Annotated in this window: 21 protein-coding genes; 13 read left to right on the top strand and 8 right to left on the bottom strand. The window is 60.9% G+C overall.

Going from position 1 to position 25,923, the window contains the following annotated elements; all coding sequences use genetic code 11:
• Positions 1-35 precede the first annotated feature (35 nt).
• Positions 36-1,340: a salicylate 1-monooxygenase gene (gene salA / locus ACRYRV_RS06360; RefSeq protein ID WP_444985617.1), complete on the top strand. Its 1,305-nt coding sequence runs from the start codon at positions 36-38 to the stop codon at positions 1,338-1,340.
• A 139-nt stretch (positions 1,341-1,479) separates the two neighbouring features.
• Here the strand turns inward: salA and ACRYRV_RS06355 are convergent, their stop codons facing one another.
• Entirely contained in the window at positions 1,480-2,238 is a 759-nt protein-coding gene (locus ACRYRV_RS06355) for a sulfite exporter TauE/SafE family protein (protein ID WP_444985618.1), read from the bottom strand.
• A 168-nt stretch (positions 2,239-2,406) separates the two neighbouring features.
• Here ACRYRV_RS06355 and ACRYRV_RS06350 point away from each other — a divergent pair, with 168 nt between their 5' ends.
• Complete coding sequence (locus ACRYRV_RS06350; protein ID WP_444985619.1) at positions 2,407-3,324, top strand: LysR substrate-binding domain-containing protein; 918 nt, start codon at positions 2,407-2,409, stop codon at positions 3,322-3,324.
• Positions 3,325-3,391: 67 nt separating this feature from the next.
• On the opposite strand, the gene ACRYRV_RS06345 is transcribed toward ACRYRV_RS06350, so the two are convergent.
• The gene (locus tag ACRYRV_RS06345; RefSeq protein ID WP_444985620.1) at positions 3,392-4,390 is read right to left on the bottom strand and encodes a porin; all 999 of its coding nucleotides are present in this window, start codon (positions 4,388-4,390) and stop codon (positions 3,392-3,394) included.
• A 245-nt stretch (positions 4,391-4,635) separates the two neighbouring features.
• Positions 4,636-5,430 (bottom strand): helix-turn-helix domain-containing protein, encoded by a 795-nt coding sequence (locus ACRYRV_RS06340; protein WP_444985621.1) that lies wholly within the window; start codon positions 5,428-5,430, stop codon positions 4,636-4,638.
• 142 nt (positions 5,431-5,572) lie between these two features.
• Between ACRYRV_RS06340 and ACRYRV_RS06335 the strand changes: the two genes are divergently transcribed.
• Complete coding sequence (locus tag ACRYRV_RS06335) at positions 5,573-7,153, top strand: sulfatase-like hydrolase/transferase (protein ID WP_444989311.1); 1,581 nt, start codon at positions 5,573-5,575, stop codon at positions 7,151-7,153.
• A gap of 55 nt (positions 7,154-7,208) precedes the next feature.
• On the opposite strand, the gene ACRYRV_RS06330 is transcribed toward ACRYRV_RS06335, so the two are convergent.
• The gene (locus tag ACRYRV_RS06330) at positions 7,209-8,096 is read right to left on the bottom strand and encodes a LysR substrate-binding domain-containing protein (RefSeq protein ID WP_444989310.1); all 888 of its coding nucleotides are present in this window, start codon (positions 8,094-8,096) and stop codon (positions 7,209-7,211) included.
• 140 nt (positions 8,097-8,236) lie between these two features.
• On the opposite strand from ACRYRV_RS06330, the gene dctP reads away from it, so the two are divergent.
• The 8 genes from dctP (at position 8,237) to ACRYRV_RS06290 (ending at position 18,705) form a co-directional block, all read left to right on the top strand.
• Positions 8,237-9,283 carry a TRAP transporter substrate-binding protein DctP gene (gene dctP, locus ACRYRV_RS06325; RefSeq protein ID WP_444985626.1) on the top strand — a complete coding sequence of 349 codons (1,047 nt, stop codon included), beginning with the start codon at positions 8,237-8,239 and terminating at the stop codon, positions 9,281-9,283.
• A 94-nt stretch (positions 9,284-9,377) separates the two neighbouring features.
• Entirely contained in the window at positions 9,378-9,839 is a 462-nt protein-coding gene (locus tag ACRYRV_RS06320; protein ID WP_444985627.1) for a TRAP transporter small permease, read from the top strand.
• On the top strand, positions 9,832-11,139 hold the full coding sequence (locus ACRYRV_RS06315; protein WP_444985628.1) for a TRAP transporter large permease: 1,308 nt from the start codon (positions 9,832-9,834) through the stop codon (positions 11,137-11,139). Before ACRYRV_RS06320 ends, ACRYRV_RS06315 begins: the two co-directional genes overlap by 8 nt.
• Before the next feature lie 153 nt (positions 11,140-11,292).
• Positions 11,293-12,066, top strand: coding sequence for an SDR family oxidoreductase (locus ACRYRV_RS06310; RefSeq protein WP_444985629.1), 774 nt, complete (start codon positions 11,293-11,295; stop codon positions 12,064-12,066).
• Positions 12,067-12,122: 56 nt separating this feature from the next.
• Positions 12,123-14,297, top strand: coding sequence for a cytochrome P450/oxidoreductase (locus tag ACRYRV_RS06305; RefSeq protein WP_444985630.1), 2,175 nt, complete (start codon positions 12,123-12,125; stop codon positions 14,295-14,297).
• Positions 14,298-14,353: 56 nt separating this feature from the next.
• Positions 14,354-15,850, top strand: coding sequence for an aldehyde dehydrogenase family protein (locus ACRYRV_RS06300; protein WP_444985631.1), 1,497 nt, complete (start codon positions 14,354-14,356; stop codon positions 15,848-15,850).
• Between the two features lie 113 nt (positions 15,851-15,963).
• Positions 15,964-17,202, top strand: a complete 1,239-nt coding sequence (locus tag ACRYRV_RS06295) for an MFS transporter (protein WP_444985632.1) — start codon at positions 15,964-15,966, stop codon at positions 17,200-17,202.
• 84 nt (positions 17,203-17,286) lie between these two features.
• Positions 17,287-18,705 (top strand): IS1380 family transposase, encoded by a 1,419-nt coding sequence (locus ACRYRV_RS06290; protein WP_444986195.1) that lies wholly within the window; start codon positions 17,287-17,289, stop codon positions 18,703-18,705.
• A 333-nt stretch (positions 18,706-19,038) separates the two neighbouring features.
• Here the strand turns inward: ACRYRV_RS06290 and ACRYRV_RS06285 are convergent, their stop codons facing one another.
• From ACRYRV_RS06285 to ACRYRV_RS06270, 4 genes are all read right to left on the bottom strand, one after another.
• Complete coding sequence (locus ACRYRV_RS06285; protein ID WP_444985633.1) at positions 19,039-19,509, bottom strand: MarR family winged helix-turn-helix transcriptional regulator; 471 nt, start codon at positions 19,507-19,509, stop codon at positions 19,039-19,041.
• A gap of 88 nt (positions 19,510-19,597) precedes the next feature.
• On the bottom strand, positions 19,598-20,857 hold the full coding sequence (locus ACRYRV_RS06280; RefSeq protein ID WP_227407229.1) for a TRAP transporter large permease: 1,260 nt from the start codon (positions 20,855-20,857) through the stop codon (positions 19,598-19,600).
• 4 nt (positions 20,858-20,861) lie between these two features.
• Positions 20,862-21,380, bottom strand: coding sequence for a TRAP transporter small permease (locus ACRYRV_RS06275; protein WP_444985634.1), 519 nt, complete (start codon positions 21,378-21,380; stop codon positions 20,862-20,864).
• Positions 21,381-21,438: 58 nt separating this feature from the next.
• On the bottom strand, positions 21,439-22,446 hold the full coding sequence (locus tag ACRYRV_RS06270; RefSeq protein ID WP_444985635.1) for a TRAP transporter substrate-binding protein: 1,008 nt from the start codon (positions 22,444-22,446) through the stop codon (positions 21,439-21,441).
• A gap of 239 nt (positions 22,447-22,685) precedes the next feature.
• On the opposite strand from ACRYRV_RS06270, the gene ACRYRV_RS06265 reads away from it, so the two are divergent.
• Both ACRYRV_RS06265 and ACRYRV_RS06260 read left to right on the top strand, forming a co-directional pair.
• Entirely contained in the window at positions 22,686-24,575 is a 1,890-nt protein-coding gene (locus tag ACRYRV_RS06265) for an FAD-dependent monooxygenase (RefSeq protein ID WP_444985636.1), read from the top strand.
• 299 nt (positions 24,576-24,874) lie between these two features.
• Positions 24,875-25,909, top strand: a complete 1,035-nt coding sequence (locus ACRYRV_RS06260) for a TRAP transporter substrate-binding protein (RefSeq protein WP_444985637.1) — start codon at positions 24,875-24,877, stop codon at positions 25,907-25,909.
• The last annotated feature ends 14 nt before the right edge of the window (positions 25,910-25,923 follow it).

Genomic DNA, 25,923 nt, shown 5'->3' with positions numbered 1-25,923 from the left:
ATTCCAACAACAACCTCCCTGATGGAACGCGCACCATGCCCAATCACAATACCGCGTCCCCCTCTGCTTCTCGCCTGTCCGTCGCCATCATCGGCGGCGGCATCGGCGGCGTGGCCTTCGCCGTGGCCCTCTCCCGCCATGCCGATCTCGACGTGCAGCTCTTTGAGGCGGCGCCGCAGTTCTCCGAGATCGGCGCCGGGGTCTCCTTCGGTCCCAACGCCGTGCGCGCCATCCAGCGCCTCGGCCTCGAGGCGGCCTACCGTCGCATCGCCGATTCCTCGCCGGCACCCTTCGAGGATGTCTGGTTCGAGTGGCGGCGCGGCAGCGACGACGGCTACCTGACCGCCACCCTGGCCCCCGGCTGCGGGCAGTCCTCGGTGCACCGGGCGGACTTCCTGGACGCCATCGTGGCCCAGCTGCCCGCCGGCATTGCCCATTTCGGCAAGCGCTGCGTCGAGGTCACCCAGAAGGGTGATAGCGCCACCGCCCACTTCGCCGACGGCACCTCCTTCACCGCGGATATCCTGATCGGCTTCGACGGCATCAAGTCGGCGGTGCGCGCCAACGTGCTGCCCGCCGAGGAGCATGGCGAGATCGCACCCGTCTGGAGCGGCACCTACGCCTATCGCGGCATGATTCCCACCGCCCAGTTGGAGGAAACGCTGGAAGCCAGGGGCGCCGACCGGCGCCTGGCCCTGGTGCCCCAGATGTATCTGGGCCACGACCGCCATATCCTCACCTTCCCGGTCAAGCAGTCGGAGCTGATCAACGTGGTGGCCTTCATCACCGACCGCTCCACCCCCGAGCCAAAGCTGCCCGAGGGGGAGGAGTGGGTCCAGGAGGTGAGCCAGCAGGAGATGCTGGAGGTCTTCGCCGGTTGGGGCGCGGCCTCCAAGGCGATCCTCGAGTGCATTCCCGAGCCGACCCGCTGGGCGCTTCACGAGCTGCCCGAACTGCCCTGCTACCACCGGGGTCGCGTGCTGCTGGTGGGCGATGCCGCCCATGCGCTGGTGCCCCACCAGGGTGCCGGTGCCGGCCAGGCCCTGGAAGACGCCTACGTGCTGGCCAGCCTGCTGGGCGACGATGCCTGCACCCGAAACAGCGTGGAGCAGGTGCTGGCGGCCTTCGAGGCGGTCCGTCACGCGCGCACCTGCCGGGTGCAGCGCACCTCCCATGAGGCGGGTAACGTCTACGAGTACGCCGGTGAGGGGATCGGCGACGATGAGGCGAAGCTGATCGAGAACCTCGAGACCCGCTTCGACTGGCTCTGGAACCACGATCCCGAGGAGGATGTGGTGGCGGCGCGGCGGGTCCTGGAGCGGGAAGGCGCCGTGCCTTAGGCGTCCCTGGAAACGGATCTATAGCTGGCCCCGGGAGTTGCGCTCTCGGGGCCTTGCTGTGGAAGTGGAAGCTTGTTGGGCTTAATGCTGCTCTACGGCGAGATCGATCAAACCCGACAGTCGCCTGGAGTGGCCTTGGTCACCACACCAGAATAAGGTCGTAGGTCATGTTGAGCAGCGAGACGCCGATCAGGGTATAGACCAGGGTGCTGACGGCACGGCTCGACAGCCGGACGACCAGGGGACGACCCAGCATCACCCCCACGGCCCCGCCCAGAGTTACCAGGAGGGCGAGAAGCGGCTCGAGGTGCCCGCCGCCGCCGAACACCAGGCCGGTGCAGGCCGACAGCAGCAGGCCGATGACCGTCGAGGTGCCCACCACCACCTTGATATCGGCGCCGCTCATGGCCCGCAGGGTCGGCACGATAAGTACCCCCCCGCCGACCCCCGTGGCGCCCACCATCGCCCCGCAGGCCGAGGGCATCAGTCCGCCCAGCCACTGTCCCACATGCTGCAGGACCTGGGGCCGGAAGCTGACCAGCACCGCGAAACCCGCTGCAGCCAGCACGGCCAGCTTGAGACCATGCTGCACGCCCGCCCCCCAGGGGGTGTTCAGCAGCAGAGTGATGACCAGGGCCAGCAGCAGGCAGCTGGGCAGCGCCCAGCGCGAGAAGCGCCTGAAAAGCGCCCAGTCGATACGGCTGTCGCGGCCGTGGGCATAGGTGGCCACCAGCTTGATCAGCACCGAAACCAGGCTGGCGGTCCCCACGGCCGTGGCCGGTGCCACGCCGAACAGCAACATCAAGCCCGGCACCATGATCACCCCGGCACCGACCCCGGAGAGCAGGATAAGCAGGCCGCAGAGGAGACCGAACAGCAGGGCTGTGACTTCGAACATCGGCTGACTCCATGGCAAGGGCGGGGGAGGGGGGAATACGAAGCGGCATGGCCGCCTCGTCCTGCGATTCAGCATCGTAATCATGCCCTGGTCATTGCGATTCCAAAAATTCATTTTTAATATTATAGAATAAAGTTTTTGAATGCCTGAGACGATGAGGGCGCCTCCATGGAAGCCAAGCACCTGATGCAGCTGGCCATCATTCTCGACTGCGGTTCCATCAGTCAGGCCGCCAGTAAATTACATATCAGCCAGCCGACCCTGACCAAGAACATGCAGACGCTGGAAATGCAGGCCGGCGGTACCCTTTTCACCCGCAGCCGTCACGGGGTGCGCCAGACGGCGCTCGGCGGCGTGCTGGCCCGGGAAGGCCGCGCCATTGCCAAGTCGGTCTGGGCGGCCGAGCAGTCGGCCACCCGCTTCGGTCTGGGCATGCAGACCGAACTGCGCATCGGGGTCGGCCCCCTGGTGGCCAGCCTGCTGATGCACACCGTCACGGAAGCCTTGCTACGTCACTCTCCAGGCCTCTCACTGGTAATCCAGGTGGACACTCCTTATCGGCTCTTCGAGAAGATCAATGATGATGAGTTGGATATCGCCGTGGCGCCCACGGTGATCTCGGCAAGCCAGGAGCTTGACCAAATCACCCTCTTCGAGGATCGACTGGCCATCTTTGCCTCTCGCCATCACCCTCTTACTCAGCAAGAGCGCATCGAAATCAATGATTTGATTCACTACCCCTGGGTCAATATCGCCACCTACGCTAAGTTCGAGGAGTCGCCGGTGGAGCGCCTGCAGAAGGCCGGCCTCAAGCAGGTGAACACTCATATCGCACTGGCCGGTGATGCCACTATCTGCCTGAATATCCTGCCCACCGGCGACTACCTGAGCATCATGCCCGAGCGCCTCACCAACATCGCCGCCCCGCGCTTCGGTCTGCAGAGCCTGTCCGTTGAGGCCGACTTCGGCGAGCGAAACATGCATCTTTGGCACCCCCCCGCCCTGGCCGGCGATGCCATGCTGGATACCGTGGCCCGCGTTTTCATGGAAACGCTGGAGGCGGCCACTACGGGCGAGTCGGCATAAAAAGGCTCGGCAGGCGCTATGCCTGCCGAGCCAAGTCAGCTAGTCAATCATACTGCGATCACCGACCTTAGAAGCTGACGCTGATGCCCGCTGCCACGTTGTTGTCGGTACTGTCGTAGCGCCCTGCCTCGAGGAAGGCGTAGACATTTTGGTTGAAGTGGTGGCGCACGATGCCTATCAGGGCGTCATTGTCGAGATCTAGGTTCTTGTCGTTCTCGGCATAGCCCAACGAGACCGACCAGTTATCGTTTAGGTTGGCCGAGACATTGACGCCCCAAGCATCGAAGTCGGCTGGTCCCTCGCTATTCTCGCGGTCGTCATTGTGCTCGTAGACGCCAGCCAGTGTGACCATGCCCCAATCATAGCCCGCACTTAATACGGTACGGCCCAAGTTGCTTATTCCGGGTCGCTGAGCTTCAAGATGGCCAATTGCAAATTCTAGGGGGCCTTCACTGTAAACCAGTCGAGCCCCATAGATATCGAAGTCGTTTCCACTAGAAGAGTTGGATGTTATCCCGAAGCCGATGAATTGGAAGCCACCGAAGTGAGGGGAGCCGTAGGAGAGCACATCCGAGGCCTGCTCCGCCTGGCCGAAAATGGCATTCTGTCCGGTTTGGGCATGTAGGCGGTTGTATTCGAAGGTGTCGATGTTGTTGTAGATCTGAGCCCATTGGCCAGAAGGCACCCGCGGCTGCAGGCCAAAGGCGCCATAGTCTGTCAACAGCAGGACTCGCGCAGTGCGGATATAGATCTCGCTGTCATCCTGGCGGTGGGCACCGGGTGTCCATGTCTGGTTGTCCACGGAATTGATGGCGTTTGCGAAGTCGGCCACCAGGTCATAGCGGATGCGCAGACCGTCATTCACGGTATAGAGCCCGCCTAGGCCGGCCTCGGCCTTGAAGGCCCAGAGGTCCAGGTCTCGGTCGCTGACGTCCAATACGCCACCGGTGAGGTTGCCCGAGAAGCGGGGCCCGGCATGGTGCGTATCGGCATACGTCATGCCGGAAAAGGCGGCTGCCAGGGATAGGGTCAGGGGCGCAAGTGCCCGTCGTGTCGCTATTGTCATTGGGCGTTCCCATTATTGTTTCGTTGCGATCAACATGCTCGGATGCTGGGGGCACAAGCTTTTAGGAACGGCGTACTGTTTGCAATAATGTTTTTTCACCCAGTGAAATTAATGGATTCTCTGACCTGTTTGATACAAGCCCATGAAGGAAGGCCAGGCAAGGTAAAGGCGGCGAAGGGGAGGGAACGCTCCTGGCACAGCCGCTGCGACGTCCTGTCAGCTGAGAAAGGAGCGAAGGGCTTCCGTCAATAGAGCTCCTGAGTGGCAAAAATCTGTCCCAGTTCATCGGCCGCTAGCTTCAGGCGTGAATAGTAATATTGCTCCATTTCTTGATTGTCATAAGCCTCCTGGAACCACACTACATTGATGGCTGCCTGGATATCGCCCATGACCATGACCGGCACCGCGATGGCCCGAAATTCCTCAGCCCGGTAGGTGGGCAGCACCCAGCTGCCAGGCTCCCGTCGGCCGTAGCCGCAGCCCTGTACCTCGGCGACCAGTGCTTTCACATAGTCTCTATTGGCTGCCAGTTTCCCCTCCTCACCGGGCAATTGTTTAAGCTGTTCAAGGATAGTGTTGCGACGTCGGTCATCGCTAAAGGCCAGGAAGCAGCGCCCCATGGCGGACTTCAGCATGCTGGGGCGGTAACCGACTACCTCGCGGTTGACGGTGATGGGACTATGGCGCCGGGACGTCTCGATGATGGCTACGCTCTCGCCGTCATAGACGGCGATATCGGAGGGCCAGCGGAGGTCTTTCTGCAAGTTGTCGAGAACAGGGCCTGACGCCTGAGCAATGACGTCATGAACGCTGACACCATAACCGATCTCCTGGAGGGCATAGGCGAGCCGATAGCGCTTGTCTCCCATGCCCCGGTATACCCAGTGGGCCTCCTCCAGGGTAGCGAGGATACGCAGGATGGTGGCCCTGTCGAGTCCAGTAACCTCGTGCAGCTCTCCCAGGGTCGGCGGCTGCGGCGCCTGCTGGATCGCTTCAACCACCTCTAGCCCTCGGGCGAGGGCTTGAATCTGCTTGACCATGACAACGCTCTCTCTCTCACTTTTCACTTTGTGAAAATACTGGGTTGCCGGGTTGGTGGCGTCAAGAGAGAGTGGCGGGTATGCCGTGCCACCCATAACAGTGGCCAGACTACGAATGAAATCCTGACGATAGGACCATCTCATGACCCGACCGCCTAACCTGCTGTTTATCATGGCCGACCAGCTGCGCGCCGATTACCTCGGCTGCAATGGCCATCCGACCATCCGCACGCCGCATATCGATGCCTTGGCGGCACGTGGCGTCAACTTCAGCCGTGCCTATTGCCAGGCCCCGGTGTGCGGTCCCTCGCGGATGTCTTTCTACACCGGGCGCTACGCCACCAGCCACGGCGCCAGCTACAACGGCGTGCCGCTGCGGGTGGACGAACGCACCCTGGGCGACCACCTGCGCCCGCTGGGCTACCGGGTCGGCCTGGTCGGCAAGACCCATATGAAGCGCGATAACGAGGGAATGGCCCGTCTGGGGATCGACCCCGACTCCTCGCGTGGCGTGCTGGTCAGCCAGTGCGGCTTCGAGCCCTTCGAGCGTGACGATGGCCTGCACCCTGACGAGACGGCCGACCCCGACCTGCCCTACAACCGCTACTTGCGTGACCGGGGCTACGCCGGCGTTAACCCCTGGCACAGCGCCGCCAACTCGGCGGAAGGGGAAAGCGGCGAGCCGCTCAGCGGCTGGTATATGCGCTACGCCCACCTGCCGGCACGGGTCAAGGAGGAGCATTCAGAGACCGCTTACACCACCAATCGCGCCATGGACTTCATCACGGAGGCCGGCGATCAGCCCTGGTGCCTGCACCTCAGCTACATCAAGCCTCACTGGCCCTATATGGCGCCGGCGCCCTACCACGCCCTGTATGGACCCGAGGATATCCTCCCCGCGGTGCGCAGTGACGCCGAGCGCGAGCGCCCCCATCCGGTGGTCGAAGCCTTCATGGGCCACGGCGAGTCGAGCGAGTTCGCCCGCGACGAAGTGCGCGAGCGCGTGATTCCCGCCTACATGGGGCTGATCACCCAGCTCGACGACCATCTCGGCCGGCTGGTCGACTTCCTCGAGGCCAAGGGGCTGCGCGAGAACACCGTGATCGTGGTGACCTCCGACCACGGTGACTACCTGGGAGATCACTGGCTGGGCGAGAAGGAGTTGTTCCACGAGCCCAGCGCGCGTATTCCGCTGATCGTAGTCGACCCGCGCCGCGACGCCGATGCCACCCGCGGCAGCCGCAACGACCAGCTGGTGGAGGCCATCGACCTGGTGCCTACCTTTGTCGACTATGCCGGCGGCAACAGCCAAGCCCTGAACCATGTGCTGGAAGGGCGCTCACTGCACGGCCTGGTCACCCGGGGCCCGGCCGAGACTTGGCGGCGCTACGCCTTTAGTGAAGCGGACTACGCCTGGCGCCCGGCAAGAAAGGAGTTGGGATTGGCGCCAGACGAAGCGCGTGCCTTTATGGTTACGGACGGGCGCTGGAAATATGTGCACTACGCCAACCATCCGCCTCAGTTGTTCGACCTGGCGACGGATCCCGGCGAGCTAGAGGACCTGGCCCACCGCGATGGTTGCCGGACGGTACGCGGCGAGCTGGAGGCGGCGCTTAACGATTGGTTCAAGGCGCGGCGGCTGCGAACCACCATTGGCAACGACGAGGTGGAACGGCGGACCGGAACCGCGCGAAAACGCGGCATTCTGTACGGCATCTGGTAAGGGGCCATGGAAGCCCCCGGGTGCACAACGACCAGACACTCCGGTTGGCGAAAGGCTACAGTTCGGCAAGCCGAAGGATCAGCGTCGCCATATGCTGTGCGATGGGGGTTAAGGGTTGATCACGCCGATAAATCAAGTTCAGTCGATTGACGGGCAGGTCATCGATGGAGAGTATCGAGAGATCGGCCGATATTCCCGGGACACTCACCCACTCGTCGGGAAACAGCCCAAGCATATCCGACTTCAGCACGAGTGGGAGTGCGCTGGAGAAGGAGTAGCATTCAACAACCTTTTTCGGTGCCGGCAGCCCTTTCGATAGATAAGCTTCATTGATTAAAGGGCTGACACTGGCGCCGGAAACAATATTGACCCACCTGGCTTCTTGCAGCTCCTCAAGCGAGGACACCTGATCGTAGGGACTGTCCTTCCTTGCCACAACCTTGAGTGAAGTGTCGAAAAGAGGTGTGACTACAAACTCACGTTCCGAGATAGGGGAAAAGACTGGGCAGATAGCCAGATCCAGCATGCCTGTCCGGAGATTATCCACTGCGAAAGTCTGTAAGCCCTCGTAAAAATGCAGCCTCGTGCCGGGCATCGACTTGAAGAAGTCGGTGAGCACCAAGGGCGCAACCTTCAACGCAGCGGCTGGCGCCATGGCAATCGACACGCTGCCTCCCGCATGACCCAAAAGCTGCTGAATCTCCTCCCTGGCCTTCAGGCTTTCATTCTGTATGGCAGCGGCGCGGTGGTAAAAAAGACGGCCAAACTCGGTCAGCTCGACCCCCTTGACACCGCGCGTCAGCAAGCCCACACCCAGCTCCTCTTCAAGGGCACGAAGCACTTTGGACATTGCCGGCTGAGACAACCCTATTTTACGGGCTCCTGACCGAATACTCCCGGTTTCGACAATTGCGAGAAATGCTTCTATGGCCTGCAGCTTCATGCCAACCCCTCCGCTTAGACTTTAGGATTATTCTTGCACGTTATCATAGCTGAAAAATGCACATCTGATAAGCAGGTTGGAGAGCTGATAGATTAAAAATCGTACCCCCTTTTACAACCATCAGCCTCGGAGCCGATCCAATGAACAAACATAAGGTACTGAGCAGCACTTTCGCGGGCCTGATCCTCGCGGGTTTTATATCCCAGTCGGCATATGCTAATACCTCTTTGGTGATGAACACGTTCTTCCCGCCGGGCCACTTTTTTACGCAGACCATGCACGAGTGGGCAGGCCAGGTTGAAGAGAAAACACAGGGTAGGGTGACCATTGACATCCCGGCGGGTGGGCTGACCAATGCCTCGCAGCAGCTCAGCTCCGTCAGAAGCGGCATCGCGGATATTTCTGTGACTGCCAACGTACATATTCACAGCCAAGCTCCTCTGATGAGCTTCTCCTCACTACCGTTCCAGATTCAGGATGCGGAAGCTGCCTCAATTGCCTCATGGTTGACCTACCAGGAATTTCTTGCCGACTCCTCTCCTCTAGAGAGCATGGGTGTTCACACCCTTAGTGTGTTCAACTTGTCGGGCGGTTATCTCTATGGCGTGCAGGAGAAGCCAATCGAGACAGTGGAAGAACTTCGCAGGGCACGGCTCTGGACACTGCCAGGGTTTACAACGGAAACCCTTGTCAATGCAAATGTCAGCCCTGTCACAAGCCCTGCCGTCGAGGTGGGTGAATATGTAGCAAGAAGCGTTGTAGATGCCGTGTATGGAATCACTCATGAAAGCATGACCGACTTCAAGGCTTCTGCATATCTGAAGAACATTGTAGAGTTTCCACTAGCTGCCACCTCTACAAGCTTCTCCATGGTCATCAATCCTCGTGTATGGTCAAGAATTGATGAGGCAGACCGTAAGATTCTTGAAGAGCTTACCGGTGAGCATCTCGCCAGAATGGTGGGCGCTGCGGCACAAGAGGCAGCAGATAATGCGCTAAAGCAAATGACGGAAATTGATGGTATTCCAGTTTACGCGGCGACAGATGAGCTCTATGAAGCACTGAAGAAGGCCTCGGAGCCTCTTTATGAAAACTTCTTCCAGCAAGCCGAGGGTGCTGGTATCGATGGCGAGGCACTTCTTGAAAGCTTTAGGCAAGAGTATAGGGGTGCAAAGGGAGAGTTGTAATAAGGTATTCGCAAGCCATTGTTATGTACTCATGGGGCTGCGGTAGCATCCTGCCGCAGTCCTGCCCCATCTCATCAGCGGTGTAGGTTTTTGAATGCTTAGAATTATATATGGGATAAATCAGTGGGTGTGTACGCTTATATTATGCTCTATTGTGGTTATAACGGTTGTTGATATAGTGATGCGCAAGCTGTTAAATTCGCCAATCTTCGGTTCTGGCGAGATGATTACCTACCTGCTTGCCTTGTCAGTAGGCAGTGGGATGGTTATTGCTTCTGCCAGGAGTTCACACATCAAGGTAGACCTTCTGGAAGGTGTGCTTTACCGACTTTTGGGAAACTTGCAAGTAAGGTTGTCAAAAGTGATTGAGGCGGTTGGTACATTCTTTCTGACTGCATTGATTGCTGTCTTCGCTTATGATGCATGGCGCTATGGGGATACCTCCTCGGTGCTTAAGATTCCGACAGGGTATGTGTTCTTTGCAGTCGCTGGCCTCATGACCATATCTCTGGTTTATATATTCACCAGTAGGCATGGAGATACTAACAATGACTGAAGCCATGATAGGTTTTGCGGCGCTAATTGCGATCAGCTTGGTCGGCGTCCCTCTTGCATTTTCAACTCTCATAGTTGGAATTGTTGGGTTTGCTTACTTTAGGGGGTACGAGGCTGCTGTCTATATGGCTGGCCAGCAGGTTGCCGACATGATAACCAGCTCAAGCCTGGTAGTAGTGCCTATTTTCATTCTTATGGGGGAGTTGATTCGCCGCTGTGGCATCACGGATGAACTTTATGAGTTTTCCCAGTCTGTTGTGGGCAGGTTCCGAGGCGGCCTGGCGATGTCAACCGTAGTGTCAAGTGGCGCATTTTCAGCTGTATGTGGCAGTTCTATTGCGACTGCAGCTACGATGACAAAAGTTGCAATGCCCCCCATGAGGCGTTATGGATATCATGACGCCCTATCCAGCTCTACCGTTGCGGCGGGGGGGACGCTAGGCATGCTGATACCTCCCAGCGTCCCTATGGTAATATATGCTATATTTGCACAGGAAGATATTGGAAGATTGTGGATTGCAGGTGTTCTCCCCGGGATGCTGATGATGGGACTGTTTGTCCTGGCAATCATGATAATGGTCAGAGTTGTTCCGTCCTTGTTAGGCAACGTCCCGGCCGAAAATTCCGAAAATAGTGTGCCGGCTAGAAAAGGGTCAGCTTTCCGTGCTCAAGGGTTCCTTGTCCTGTTTTTGGTAATCATTGGCGGTATTTATCTCGGTATTTTTACGCCAACTGAAGCAGCCAGTGTTGGTGCTTTCGGTGCTTTCCTTTTTGCTCTACAGCGAGGGAAGATGAGACGCCTTGTCGAATACCGTGAGGTAATCAGCTCCGCGGCAGGGATCTCCGCAGCAATTTTCGCTATTGCAGGCTGCGCCCTTATCTTTGGTCAGTTTGTCAATATCAGTGGTCTCCCCTATGACCTTCTGGCACTGACAAGGGAGTGGGAACTGACAGGGCTACAGCTCATTCTGGCCATTAGTGTCTTGTGCATACTCCTGGGTATGGTGTTCGAGTCACTTGGAATCCTGGTCTTGGTGATTCCAATTTTCTTGCCATCTTTGTCGGCACATGGGGTGGATCTCATATGGTTCGGTGTCATCGCCATTATACTCATCGAGATCGGCCTTATTACACCGCCGTTAGGGATCAATGTTTTTACTGTGAAGGCGGCGCAGAGGGATATCAATATTCTTGATACATTCAAAGGGATAATCCCCTTCGTCTTTGCCATGATCGTCACGGTAGGCCTGGTGATAGCCTTCCCGACCATCGCTCTATGGATGCCCGACCTGATGAGATAGTCGGCCAGGCATAGACACGAGACATGAGAATTTTCGACTGACAGCACTGTCCGGCTCAATGCGAACCGGGAAGTGGAATGGACTATTCCCTCCGAGCGGGCGGATGGCAGTGGTCCTGAGAAAAACTTTATCACTTCCTAAATGGAGGCTCATATGTATAAAGTGGCTATTACTGGTGGAACTTCCGGCATAGGTCGCGAGACGGTTAGAATATTGAAGAAACGTGGCTGTCATATCACGGTTTTTGATATCGCTGAGCCGGAATTCGAGGTTGACGATTTCATCTACCTGGATATTGCCTCCGATGCCTCTATTGATGCAGCCTTGTCTAAGTCCTCGGGCCCTTTCGATGCGCTATGCAATATCGCAGGCGTTCCGCCCAGGGATGGGAACCAGGAAAAGGTACTTGCGATAAACTGGATAGGCTTGAAACTCTTCACCAACGGATTCCTGGATAAGCTCAACGAAGGTGGAGCCATCGTCAATATGGCTTCTCGAGCTGGAGCGATGTGGAGAGAAAACCTCGAGCAGGTCGAACGACTTCTTCGAGTAGAGGGGAGAAATCAGCTTGCTGATTTCTGTCATCAGGAATCGCTGGATTCCGTACGGGCCTATGCACTATCAAAGGAGGCTGTTGTCGTCTGGACCATGATGGAGTGCGAGCGAATGCTGAATCGGGGGCTACGTATCAACTCGATAAGCCCCGGGGCTATCGAGACGAGTATAAAACAGGACTTCCTTAATGCCTTCGGCGATGGCATGGTCAAGAATATCGAGCGCGTCGGTCGGGCTGGGTTGCCCTCCGAGGTTGCAGAAGTTACCGCTTTCCTCGCCCTCCCGGCGAGCAACTGGCTGAAGGGTATTGACATCACCGTCGATGGTGGGATGAGCGCCTGTGGCTTTGCCGATAGCCGAAGTTTTGCCTAGCTGCTTGGAATAGATACATCCTTATCACGACCACTAATGACAACAGGAAATCAGACATGCACAACTCCAACATCCCTGTCTACTCGGAAGATGTTTACAGCGATGAATTTATTCTCGATCCTTATCCTCGCTATCGTGAGATGCGAGAACTTGGTCCGGTGATCTGGCTGGAGCAGCACGGCGTTTACGCGGTCGCCCGCTATAACGAAGTCACCCAGGTGCTGCGCGACCATGAGACCTTCGTCTCGGGAAAGGGGCTGTCACTCAACCAAAAAACTAACGACAAGCTCGTCGGCAGCACTCTTAATTCTGACTCGCCGGCCCACGAGAGAACCCGTGCCATAACAGGTGCTCCTCTGCTGCCGGGCGCCCTGACCGAGATCGAGCCGCGTATCCGCCAGGCCGCCGAGAACCTGATCGACGAACTGTCGGCCCGCGGCTCCTTCGATGCCGTGGCTGATCTTGCACAGTACCTGCCACTGACTATCGTCGCCGAAATGGTGGGGCTGCCCAGCGGCGGGCGCGACAACATGCTCAGGTGGGCCTCGGCCACCTTCAACCTCTTCGGGCCGGAAAACCAGCGGGCACTGGAGTGTCAGGAGGATCTCAAGGATCTCTTCGCCTTCCTCGATGAGAATGGCAGGCCCGAGAAGCTCAAGGAGGGCGGCTGGGCCAAACGAATCTTCGAAGTGGGAGAGAAAGAGGGGATTCCCTTCGAGACCTGTGCTCAACTGATGCGTGACTACATCAACCCCAGCCTCGACACCACCATCTCGGCCACCGCCCAGGCGATCAAGTTCCTGGCCGACGCGCCGGAGCAGTGGGAGATCCTGCGCCGCGAGCCGGATCTGATCCCCAATGCCGTGGAGGAGAGTGTGCGTCTCGCCTCTCCGATTCGCGCCTTCTCCCGCTATATCGCCAAAGATACCGAACTGGCTGGTACGACCCTTGGGGCCGGTTCGCGCATCTTGGTGTTCTACGCCTCGGCCAACCGCGACGAACGCAAGTACCCCGAGCCGGATCGCTTCGATGTACGCCGAGACGTCCACAATCACGTGGGCTTCGGTCACGGCATTCATATGTGCATGGGCATGCATCTGGCCCGCCTGGAAATGGTCTCTTTGCTGCAGTCTCTGGCACGACGCGTCTCGCGTTTCGAGCTCACCGGTACGCCCAGCGTTGCTATGAACAACTCCATCCGGGCCTATGCGAGCCTGCCGGTCAGAGTGGAAGTCGATCATCTCGATGATGACGAGATCACCCATGCATTGCACAACGGAGACCACTACTGGCAGGAGGTGACCATCGCAAGGCGGTACCAGGAAGCCGAGGATATCCTCTCTTTCGAACTGATACCGCATCAGGGGCAATACCTGCCATGTTTTGCGCCAGGCGCCCATGTGGATGTCAACGTTGCCGACGGTATCATTCGTCAGTACTCGCTTGCCAACGACCCGCGTGAAAGCAGCCACTACCGGATCGGCGTGCTCCGGGAGACTGCATCGCGAGGAGGTTCGGAGCGCATTCACGCCAACTGGCAGGAGGGTGACACCGTACGCATCAGCCGGCCACGCAACCATTTCCCCCTGGAGTCCGGGGCGCCCCACTATGTGCTGTTGGCCGGCGGGATCGGCATCACCCCTCTGCTTGCCATGGCCCACCAGCTGCAGTTTGAAGGTGCTTCCTTTGAACTCCACTACTGCGCGCGCAGCCTGGTGCGGATGGGCTTTCGTGACGAGTTGGCGGCTTTTGGCGAGCGCGTCCACTGGCACGCCGATGACGGTCCGGCGGAGAGTCGATTCGACATCCAGTCCGTCCTCGACGCTGCCCCCGACGGCACACGTTTCTACACCTGTGGCCCGAGCGGTTTCATCGACTTCGTCGAGGAGCGTGCCATGGCTGCAGGAAAACCGCGCGACCATGTGCATTTCGAGCGCTTTGGTGCCGAGATCGATACCGACGGCGAGAGCTTCGAGGTCACGGCCAGGCAGAGCGGTGTCACGGTGGTGGTCGAGCCGGGAGAGACCATTGCAGAGAAGCTTATCGAGCAAGGCGTCCCCATCAACATGTCTTGCCAGTCAGGGGTCTGCGGCACATGCCTGACCCGGATCCTGGAAGGTACTCCGGACCATCGTGATCTCTTCCTGACCGACAAGGAGAAGTCTCGCAACGAATCGATGACGATCTGTTGCTCGCGCTCCCAGACACGCACCCTCGTGCTCGATATCTGATCATCACACCGCCACGTAGCGTGGCGCTGTCATCCCATTTACCGAGGTTTCAGCCAATGACCGAGCAACAGCTGACCGAAACGGAACTCTTTATTGACGGTGTGGCTCGCCCAGCCAGTTCCGGCAATCGCTATGAGCTCTATAATCCCGCACGTCCCGAGGAGCTGGTAGGGCATGCGGCTTCCGCTGACCCTGAGGATGTCGAGCTGGCAGTCGACGCTGCCCACAAGGCCTTCCCCGCCTGGGCGGCCTTGAGCTATCGGGAGCGAGGAGAGCAACTGAGGGAGGTGGCTATCGCCCTCACCGAGGATCCCGTCGATGTGGATTTCCGCTCCCGCCTATTCTGCCGGGAGCACGGTAAGATTCTGCGCGAGACCCACCTGGAGATATCAAGGCTGGGAGAGCGATTCTCCCAGTGCGCCGACTATGCGCTTCGGCTGGCACGAGATGAGCTGGTATCAGGCCCCCCCTTTGACACCTTGATCAGCCGTCAACCCCGAGGGGTGGCGGCCCTGATCGTGCCCTGGAACTGGCCTCTGGCGATCCTCGGCGCCAAGCTGCCTCAGGCACTGATCGCTGGTAACACCGTGGTCGTCAAGCCGGCCAACAACTCATCCCTGGCCACGACCCTGACACTGCACAGGATTGCTGCGCTGCTCCCCCCGGGGGTGGTCAATGTTCTGACCGGAAGCTCCGGTCGGATCGGGGACCCTCTCGTCGGCCACCCTCTGGTGCGAAAGGTCAACTTCACCGGCTCAGTCGAAGTCGGTCGGCATGTCATGAAAATCGCGGCAGAGAACATCACCCCGGTCACGCTCGAGCTAGGCGGCAATGATGCCGGCATTATCCTGGATGATGCCAAGCTGGACCCTGAGGCCTTTCGTCGGCTTTACCTGGGCGCCTTCATGTCCAGTGGGCAGGTCTGTATGGCCCTCAAGCGACTCTATGTCCATCGCTCACGCTATGAAGAGGTGGTCGCCGGGCTCACGGCGGAGTGCGAGCGCCAGGTGATCGGTGATGGCCTGCTCCCCGAGACCACCATGGGGCCGATGAACAATGCCAAGCAGCTTGGTGTCATTCGCCAGATGTTGAAAGAGGCTGAAGAGGCTGGCGCCGATCTGCGTGAGCTGGGACAGGTCCCGGACCCCGAGCTCTATGACAAGGGTTACTTTCAGCGACCTGTTCTGGTCCTCGACCCCGACCCCTACCTTTCGGTCGTCAAGGACGAGCAGTTCGGCCCATTGCTTCCCATCATTCCGTTCGATACGGAAGAGGAGGCTGTAGCAATGGCAAATGACAGCATCTTTGGTCTCTGCTCATCCGTCTGGACTGAAGATCGCGATCGTGCCGTCAGCCTGGCCCGCAAGCTGGAAGCTGGTTACACCTACATCAATGCCCATGGCCCCAGCGCTCAGGATGGCAGAGGGCCCTTCGGCGGTTTCAAGCAATCCGGCATCGGTCGCAACATGGGGTACGAGGGAATTGTTGCCTTCCAGGGGTATCACTGCATATCCGCACCTGCGGCGCCAAGTGGCTGGCTGGATACTGAGTAGTTGAACGTGATAAATATGCGCACAGCCGGACCAACTGTCAGGGCTGTGCGCTGTTTTTTGTAAGGTGATTTATAAAAAGTAAATCCAAAAACCTCATCCCTTGGTCCTGTGATATGAGCCTTTTCAGAGCCCCTCCCAGTGTAATAATTGTTTTGGCTGGAATTGCTTCAGCACTCCATATGGGTAAGGTTCCACCAGCCCTGCATGTGCTGGGGGGTGACTTCTCCCTTTCCCTTTTTCAGTCAGGGCTGCTACTTTCTCTGATCCAGCTGGCCGGGATGTGTGGTTCAATATTCATTGGGCTATATGCCGATATTACCGGGCTAAAAAGAAACATCATGGCTGGGCTTTTTGTCTTGTCATCAGCCTCCTTGCTTGGAGCCCAGTCTGGAAGTGGAGTTCTTCTCCTGTTTTTCAGGGCCTTGGAAGGAGTTGGATTTCTTTTGGTTGTATTGCCTGCCCCAGCAATGATAAGGCATGTTGTAAAAGAGGAGAATTTGAACTTTTCCCTAGGTGCCTGGGGGTGCTTTATGGGGGCTGGAATGGGAATGGCCTTGTTGATAGGTCCCTTTGCCATCCAGCTCGTAGGCTGGGAAGGATGGTGGCTGGCCATTTCAGGCTGGACACTTATCATTCTTGCCTTGGTGTACCTTCGGGTCCCTAGCGATACTTCAAAGACCAGAGAAAGAAAGGAAACCCATCCTAAGCAGTGGGCGAGTGAAATAAAAGTGACGCTCTCTCATCCTGGGCCATGGTTAATAGCGGGTTGCTTTGGCCTGTATGCTGGTCAGTGGCTCGCTATTATAGGGTTTCTTCCGTCAATATATATTCAAGCAGGCCTTGGGGGAACCTCTGTAGCATATCTGACTGCATTGGTTGCCAGTAGCAATGTGCTGGGGAATCTTTCCTCTGCGTATATGATGCACCGGGGTGTGGCGCCTCACAAAATCCTCTATACGGGATTCGTGTTGATAATAATATTTTCGATAACAACCTTTAGCGGCGCCGATGGTCAGCACTTCTTTTTGGGTTTCCTTTCTGTGCTGGCATTTTCAACCCTGAGTGGCTTGATTCCGGGGGCGCTGTTTTCTCAGGCAGTCAAGCTCTCTCCGAAGAAAAACAATGTTTCTACTACCGTTGGGTGGATGCAACAGGTATCTGCGTTCGGGCAGTTCGCCTTTCCTCCTGTAACTGCCATGCTGGCATCCTGGGTTGGTGGTTGGCAATGGACCTGGGTCTTGACAACTACCGCTTCGCTTATGGCCCTTTTGTTGGTTTTCCAGCTGGGGCGCCTATCCGACGGTCAGGTCGGTGACGCAGCTAAAGAGCAACTGCTTCCTGCGAAGAGGTAGGTCGGCTGAGTCAGTAACCCCGCCTTATTCATGAGGCCGGCCTGAAAACGAAGATAGCGGATGGCATTCTCTTGTAAAATCAGTGTGTTCCGCCAAGAACCTGATCCAAGAGAGCCATCCGCTATGGGTGAAAGCGTATCTCCCTGGATTCCGTCCTGCAACGGGTCCATCCGCGTTGAGCTCGACGGCCAACGCACCACCAGCGACAGCGGCGCGCTGCTGCTGCGGGAAGCCCTCGACAGCAGCGGCGTGATCGAGGCGCTCGACGACAACCTGGTCGATCCGCGCCATCCGCTGCGCATTCGCCACTCGCTGGCCAGCCAGATACGCACCTTGGTGCTACAGCGGGCGATGGGCTGGATCGATCTCAGCGATACCGACACGCTGCGACGTGATCCGCTCTGGCAGCTGGCCTGCAGTGATGCGCGTGGGCTGACGCCCCTGGCCCAAGACCGGCCCTCTCAAGCCACGCTGTCCAGGCTGCTCACCTGCCTGGGCCGCAACGACAACATCGATGCCGTGCACGAGGGCCTGCTGCGGCTGGTGGTCTGGCGCCTGACCGCGCTGAAGAACGGCGAGCGTCCCAAGCAGCTGACGCTGGACATCGACGGCCTGCCGATCGAGGTTCACGGCCACCAGGGCGGTTCGGCCTATCATGGCCTGTACGGCACCCGGATCTATTCGCCGCTGGTGGCCTCGCTGGCCGAGACCGGTGATATGGTGGGCGGCCTGCTGCGAGAGGGCAACGCCGGTCCGGCCGAGAACGCCGACACCTGGATCCCCCATCTGGTGAAGCGGCTCAACGAGAGCACCGGCGCCCAGGTTCGGGTGCGCACCGATGCCGGATTTACCGACAATGACACCTTGGAGGCCCTGGAAACGCGCGACATCGAGTATCTGGGCCGGTTGCGCAGCCACAAGGGCCTGCAGACACTGGCGGCGCCCTACCTGAAGCGGCCCCGCGGCCGACCGCCCGAACAGCCTCGCGAATGGTGCTATGACCTTGAATACCAAGCCGGTTCCTGGCCAGCGCCACGACGCGTGGTGTTGGTGGTGCAGGAGCGCCCCGATGACTTGCTGCTGCATGCCTTCTTCCTGGTCACCAACCTCGGCAAGTTCGACTGGCCGCCGGAAAAGGTCTTGGCGCTCTATCGCAAGCGCGGCAGCGCCGAGGCCCACATGGGCGAGGTGAAATCGGCGCTGGACGTGCACCTGTCGTCGACGGATCGCGGTGCCTCCACGGTCCAGGACGTCATGGCCCGCAACGAGGTGAGCCTGCTACTGAGCCTCTACGCCTATCAGGTCCTGCATGGCCTGCGCTGCTTGCTGGTGCGTCAGACCCGGCAGGGCTGGAGTCTGAGCCGGATGCGCGAGCAGGTGCTCAAGGTAGCGGCGACGCTCTCGCTTCACGCTCGGCGCATCACCATTCACCTCGGTGATGCGGCTGACAAATGGTGGCCTGCCTTGCTGAAGGGGCTGCCAAAGCTGACCGCGCTGGACTGACTCGTCGGCGATACCACCACCGATCCATGCGTACAGCAGCCCCACCTCGGCTGATGATGACGGCTGCATGAATGACGGCAGTCCATTCCTGTAGGCTATAAACATAACGGAAAGATGCGCTGTTTTTGCATATGGCAGCGGATTCTCATGCTGCCAACGCAGTGCCGATGGTTCGGTATTGGCAGCGAGGGCTGATAATCCACTCAGCCCGCGCTCTCATGAATAAGGCGGGGTAACGCTCTGTCGCTTGGCGAAGTAGCCGCGTCCTCTGGGCCTCCTGGCGAGTCAGCCGGGCCCGTGGCAGGGCCCGGCGGCGGGCAGGCTCTCCATCGCTCAGCCCGCCTGGCGCACCGGCACTCGGCTCAGGTGGTTGTTCTCGTCGGCCAGGGTCTGCAGCAGCCGGCACAGGGTTTCGCGCTCATCCGTCTCCAGAGGGGCAAGGATCTCTTCCTGCACCTCGGCGACGGAGGGTTCGGCGGCGTGGCGCAGGCGCTCCCCTTCCCCGGTCAGGGTCACCAGCATGGCGCGGCGATCCTCGGGGTTGCGCTGGCGAGTCACCAGGCCACGCTCCTCCAGCTTGCGGACCACCACGGCCACGGTATTGCGGTCCAGGGCCGTATGGCCGCCCAGAGTGATCTGGTCGATGGAGCCATGCTCCTCCAGCGCACAGAGGATGATGTACTGCAGCTGAGTCAGCTGATGGATCTCGCACTTGCGCAGGAAGATCGCCACGCTGATCTGATGGCAGCGCCGGAGCAGGTTGCCGGGAAACTGGCTGGCTTCCGAGAAGGGGGCTGCGGTCATGGTCAGGTTCTACTCGAGGGTGGACTGGGCGCTAACTTAGCAGAGTCAGGGAGTTCGGGCACCCGCCGGGCCAGGCCGGCGGGTGGCATCAGCGGAAGACGCTGACCAGCCAGGGGTTGAAGATGGTCACCAGGATCACCAGGCAGGCCGCCAGCACGAAGGGCATGATCCACCTGGTGATGCGCGGCAGACTGACGTCGCTGATCGCCGAGGCGACGTAGAGGCCGGCGCCCACCGGCGGCGTCAGCAGCCCCAGGCTCAGGGTCATGCAGGTGACGATGCCGAAGTGGATGGGGTCGATGCCGTAGCTCTGCTGGGCCACCGGCAGCAGGATCGGTACCAGGATGATCAGGGCGGCGATGCCGTCGAGCACCATGCCCACCACGATCAGCATCACGAAGACCAGCAGCATGAAGACCAGCGGGCTCTCGGTGGCACCCTGCATCAGCCCCGCCACCTGCTGGGGAATCTGGTTGTAGACCAGCACCCAGCCGAAGGCCTTGGCCGCGGCGATCAGGAACAGCACGATGGCGGTGTTGCGCGCCGTCCGCTGGAGCACCCCGGGGAGCTGCCCCCACTTCAGCTCGCGGAACACCAGGCCGCCGATGATCAGCGCCATCAGGGTCGCCGCCGCCGCCGACTCGGTGGGAGTGACGACGCCGAAGGCGATGCCGCCGACGATGACCACGGGGATGGCCAGGGTCAGCAGGGCGCCCCGGGTGGCACCCCACAGCGGGATCCGCTGCTTGTTGCCGGTGTCCCGCCTCTTCGCCCGCCCGGCCATCAGCGCGATCAGGCCGCTGATCAGCAGGAAGAGCACCAGGCCGGGAAGGATACCGCCCAGGAACATTGCCCCGATCGAGACCTGGGCGATCACGCCGTAGATGATGAAGACCATGGAGGGCGGGATGATCGGTCCCAGCAGGCCGCTGCCCGCGGTGAGGGCGGCGGCGAAGCCCTTGTCGTAGCCGTCGCGCTCCATCTCCGGGGTCATGACCCGGCTCATGATGGCGATCTGCGCCGTGGCCGAGCCCATGATGGAGGCCAGCATCAGGTTCGAGGTGAGGGAGACATAGGCGATGCTGTGGGGGATCCAGGCGAACCAGGCGCGGGCCGCGAGGATGATCCGGCGGGTAATGCCCCCCTCGTTCATGATCTCCCCCAGCAGGATGAAGAGCGGGATCGCCAGCAGGTCGAACACCTCCAGGGAGCCGAAGATCACCTGGGGCAGGTTGTCGAGCAGGCGGTAGTTGCCGGAGGTGAAGATGAAGGTGAAGGTCGAGGCCAGCAGCACGAAGGCGATGGGCATGCCGAGCAGCATGAAGAGCAGGAAGGCGGCCAGGGTCACGGGGTCACTCCTCGTCGCTGGCCAGGGTGAAGACCGTGCGTGAGCGGTCCGGCAGCCTGGCGATGAGGTGGAAAATGGAGGTGGCACAGAAGATCGGCACTATCAGGTAGAAGTGCCACTTGGGCCAGTCGAGGGTGATGGCGATATCGAAGGCGACCGAGGGCGAGCGCAGCCAGCCGATGGAGTACCAGAGCATCACCGCCAGGATCGCCAGGCAGACCAGTTCGGTCAGCCAGTAGCAGACCCGCTGGGCCGGTGCGGGCAGCAGGCCCACCAGCATGGTCAGGCGCACGTGCTGGTCGTGATGGATCGCGATGGAGATGGCCAGAAAGGCCATCCAGATCAGGATGTAGACCGCCAGCTCGTTGGCGAAGTAGAGCGGGCTGTTGAGCACGTAGCGAGCGAAGACATTGGCGATCAGCACCGCGCCGAAGGCGGCAATCAGCAGGCTGCAGAGAAACTGCTCGACCCGGGCCAGCCCGTGGCTGGCCCGGGTCAGCCAGGTGTCGTGTCGGGTGTTCATGGGGAGTCTCTTCCGGTACGGGCTTCCGGTACGGGGCGCCTGGGCGCCCCGACAGGCCTTATTCGGCGTCAAGCAGCTCGGCGGACTGCTGCTGGAAGGCCTGGATCAGCGGATGATCGCCGAAGCGCTCCGCGAAGGCCTGGTTGGCCGGGGCGAAGACGCTCTCGGCATCCTCGAGAATGAAGACATCGATGGCTTCCTGGAGAGTGGCGAGGTTGCGCTGCTCGGCCTCGATCTGCGCCTCGATGCCCCAGGCCAGGGCCTCTTCCATGGCCTCGTCGATGATCTGACGCTGCTCGTCGGAGAGGGAGGCTCGCGTCGCCTGGCTCATCACCGAGACGGCGGGGAAGGCCATATGGCTGGTCAGTGTCAGGTGCTCGGCGACCTCGTAGAAGCCGGAGCCCACCAGGGCGTCCAGGTCGATATCCACGCCGTCGAGCATGCGGTTCTGCAGCGCCTGGTAGACGTCCGGCAGGCTGATGGGGGTAGGGCGGGCATCCATGGCGCGCCACCAGGCGTTCATGGCGGCGAAGGGGATGATGCGCATGTTCTTGCGGGCGACATCGTCCACGCCTTCGGCGCGGGTGTCGCGCATCAGGATGTGGCGCATGCCGGCGAAGGTGTAGCCGAAGGCGTGCAGCCCCTTGCTCTCCAGGTTGGCCAGCATCTGCCGGGCGGCCTCGGTCTCGGTGGCCTTGGCCGCCTCTTCCACGCTGCTGAACAGGAAGGGGGTGAACCAGCCGACCATGGAGGGTTCGCGCTGGCTGGTCAGCGCCGCGGTCATGATGCCCATGTCGAGCAGGCCGGTCTCCATCTGGGAGAACATGGCGGACTCGTCACCCAGCTGGCCGGCGGGGAAGAGGGCGATGGTCAGCTCGCCGTCGCTGCGCTCGGCCACGGCCTCGGCAAACTGCTCGGCGCTCTGGCTCCAGATGTGCTGGGGCGGGGTGATCATCCCCAGGCGCAGCTCCTTGGCCAGGGCTGGCGCGCTGGCGGCCAGCAGGGAGGCCGAGAGCAGCGTCAGGGCCAGGGGGCGACGGGTGGCTTGGCGTGCGGTGGTTGTCATTGTCGGCTCGCTTGTCGGTGGTCAGGGATCGGTTGACAGAGGGGTGGTCACTTTTTGATCTGCGTCAGTATTGTGATCATCACACAGATGATCAATTATCCGAAAGTCGGGTTGTTCGCCGCGAAACCAATCACAATACTGACGAATGTCGCAATGGCAGATGGCTGCCGCCGAAAGTCTCGACCCCCTGATCGACCCCCAACAACGATGACCCGTAGCGCACGGGATGGAGCGAAACGATGCAGTACTTCCTCGACGGTTACCGCAGCGGCGACCCGCGAATTCAACCCCTGGCCGAAGGGCGCAGCGAGGAGCAGGGTCCGCTGCCGGAAGAGGTGGATGTGCTCATCGTCGGTACCGGCCCCGCCGGGCTGCTGCTGGCTGCCCAGCTCTCGACCTTCCCCGGGATCGTTACCCGCGTCGTGGAGAAGGCCGACGGGCCCCTCGAGGTCGGGCGCGCCGACGGGATCGCCTGCCGCACGGTGGAGATGTTCGAGGCCTTCGGCCTGGCCGAGCGGATGACCACCGAGGCCTACTGGGTCAACGAGACCCATTTCTGGGGCCCGGCCCCCGGCGACAAGTCGCGGATCACCCGGCTCGGCCGCGTGCAGGACGTGCGCGACGGCCTCTCCGAGTTCCCCCATGTGATCGTCAACCAGGCCCGCCTGCTCGACTTCCTGCTGGAGTACATGCACAACTCCCCGAGCCGCCTGAAGGTCGACTACGGCCACGAGACCCTCAGCGTGGAGGTGCCCGAGGCCCCCGGCGAGCGCGTCGCGGTGACCCTCAGGACGGCGGAGGGCGAGAAGACCGTGCGCGCCCGCTACGTGGTCGGCTGCGACGGCGCCCATAGCGTGGTGCGCGACTCCATCGGCCGCGTGCCCCAGGGCCACGGCGAGGACAAGGCCTGGGGCGTGATGGACGTGCTGGCGGTGACCGACTTCCCGGACATCCGCTTCAAGTGCACCATCCAGTCCGCCGAGGCGGGCAATATCCTGCTGATCCCCCGCGAGGGCGGCTACATGGTCCGGCTCTACGTCGACATGGGCAACATCGCCCCTGACGCCTGGCTGACCGAGCAGGAGGTGCTGGCCAAGGCCCAGGCGGTGCTGGCGCCCTACACCTTCGAGGCGAAGGAGGTCGCCTGGTTCTCCGTCTACCGCGTCGGCCACCGGGTCACCGACAAATTCGACGACGTCGACGACGACCAGATGGCGAGCCGTACCCCGCGGGTCTTCATCGCCGGCGACGCCTGCCACACCCACACCGCCAAGGCCGGCCAGGGCATGAACGTGTCGATGCAGGACACCTTCAACCTGGGCTGGAAGCTGATCTCGGTGCTCGAGGGGCGCAGCCCGGCCAGCCTCTTGCACACCTACAACGCCGAGCGCCATGTCATTGCGGAAAACCTGATCGAGATGGATACCCGCTGGTCCCGGGCGATCGGTGCCGCCCAGGACGCCGACGATCCCGAGGCCGCCATGAAGGGGCTGGCCGAGGTGCAGCGACAGTTCGTCACCAACAGCGAGTTCACCGCCGGCTTCGCCACCCACTACGCGCCGGCCCTGCTCACCGGTGATGATACCCACCTGGGGCTGGCCACCGGCTTCCCGCCCGGGCGCCGCTTCCATTCGGCCGAGGTCATCCGGCTCGGCGATGCCAAGCAGATCCACCTGGGCCACGTCCATCGCGCCGACGGCCGCTGGCGGCTCTACGCCTTCGCGGACATGGTCGACCCGAGAAGCCCGGGCTCGCGCTTCAAGGCGCTGATGGACTTCCTGGCCAGCGACGCCTCGCCGATCCGCCGCTTCACCCCGCAGGGAGCCGATCCGGACGCCATCTTCGACGTTCACGGCATCATCCAGCAGTCCCACCTCGAGGTGGACTGGGCCGACATGCACGACGTCCTCAAGCCCCACAAGGGCCCCCTCGGGCTCCAGGACTACCAGAAGGTCCATGCGCCGGTGCTGGGCACCGACCGGGACATCTTCGACCTGCGCGGCATCGACCGCGGGGCCGGCGCCCTGGTGGTGGTGCGGCCCGACCAGTACGTCTCCCTGGTGCTGCCGCTGGACGGCGTCGAGGCGCTGACCGAGTTCTTCTCCCGCTTCATGGTCGAAGCCGACTGAGCCGCGGGGCGGCATCGCCGCCTGGTGGTCTGCCTGTCAGCCCGGAGCACGCCCCGCATGCTCCGGGCTTTTTCATGTCATCAGTGGAAAAAGATGCGAATAGTCCAGTTTTTTGATCGCTTTGTCCTGGTCGGCGGCGGCGGAGTGCCGCTGCGGTCAGGCACGCAACAACCTTCGCTATAGACGAATGTCGATTGTTAAGGCCTGCGGGAGTGGGGTAGCTTTGCGGCATATCCGAACTGATATTCGGATGCCGAACATATGATAAGTCCATTATAACGACACCCCGGAGGCACCCCATGAACCGCACCCTGACTCGCTGCCTGCTCGCCGCTTCCATTGCGGGCCTCGCCGCGGCCTCTACCGCCCAGGCGTCCACCACCCTGCGCATGTCCCACTTCTGGCCCGACGGCTCCGGCATCAACCAGGAGATCTTCCAGGCCTGGGCCGAGACCATCGAGGAGCAGTCCGGTGGCGAGCTGCGCGTCGAGAACTTCCCCTCCCAGACCCTGACCCGCGCCGATCAGGCCTATCAGGGCGCGGTCAACGGCATCTCCGACATCGCCATCACCGCCCAGGGCTATACCGCCGGGCGCTTCCCGCTCTCCCAGATAGTCGAGCTGCCCGGAGTTGCCGATACCGCCAGCCAGGGCGCCTGCATCCTCCAGAGCCTCTATGACGACGGCCATATCGCCGGCGAGTACGACGATACCCGGGTGCTGTTCATGTTCACCACCGGCCCCGGCTACCTGCACACCGCGGATCACGACATCCAGTCGCCGGACGACCTTGCGGGCCTGCGCATCCGTCGCCCCACCGCGGTGGCCGGCGAGATGCTCGAGCGTCTCGGCGCCCAGCCGGTGGGCATGCCGGCCCCGGACATCTACACCTCCCTGCAGCGCGGCGTGATCGACGGCCTGAGCTTTCCCTGGGAGGGCATGAAGGTCTTCCGCTTGAACGAGCTGGCCAACTACCACACCCAGGTGCCCTTCTACTCGCTGATCTTCGTGGCCACCATGAGCCAGCGCAGCTTCGACCGCCTGAGCCCCGAGCAGCAGGCGGTGATCGAGGCCAACAGCGGCATGGCCTGGAGCGAGGTGGCGGGTCGGGTCTTCGATGGCCTGGACGAGGCCGGCAAGCAGGAGGCCGAGGAGGCGGGGCACCACATCCGCGTGATCGACAGCCCCCTGGAGCACGATGACTGGGCCGGCCCCCTCAAGGAGGGCATCGAGAACTACCTGAGCGAGCTCGAGGGGCGCGGCCTGGATAACGCCCGCGAGGTCTACGAGGCGGCCATGGCGGCGCGCGACGCCTGCCCGGTCGACCAGAGCTGAGCGAGAGCGATTCC

This window comes from Halomonas mongoliensis (genome assembly GCF_052496345.1).
The sequence above is the reverse complement of the archived record's forward strand: the minus strand, read 5'-3'. Positions and strand labels throughout refer to the sequence as shown.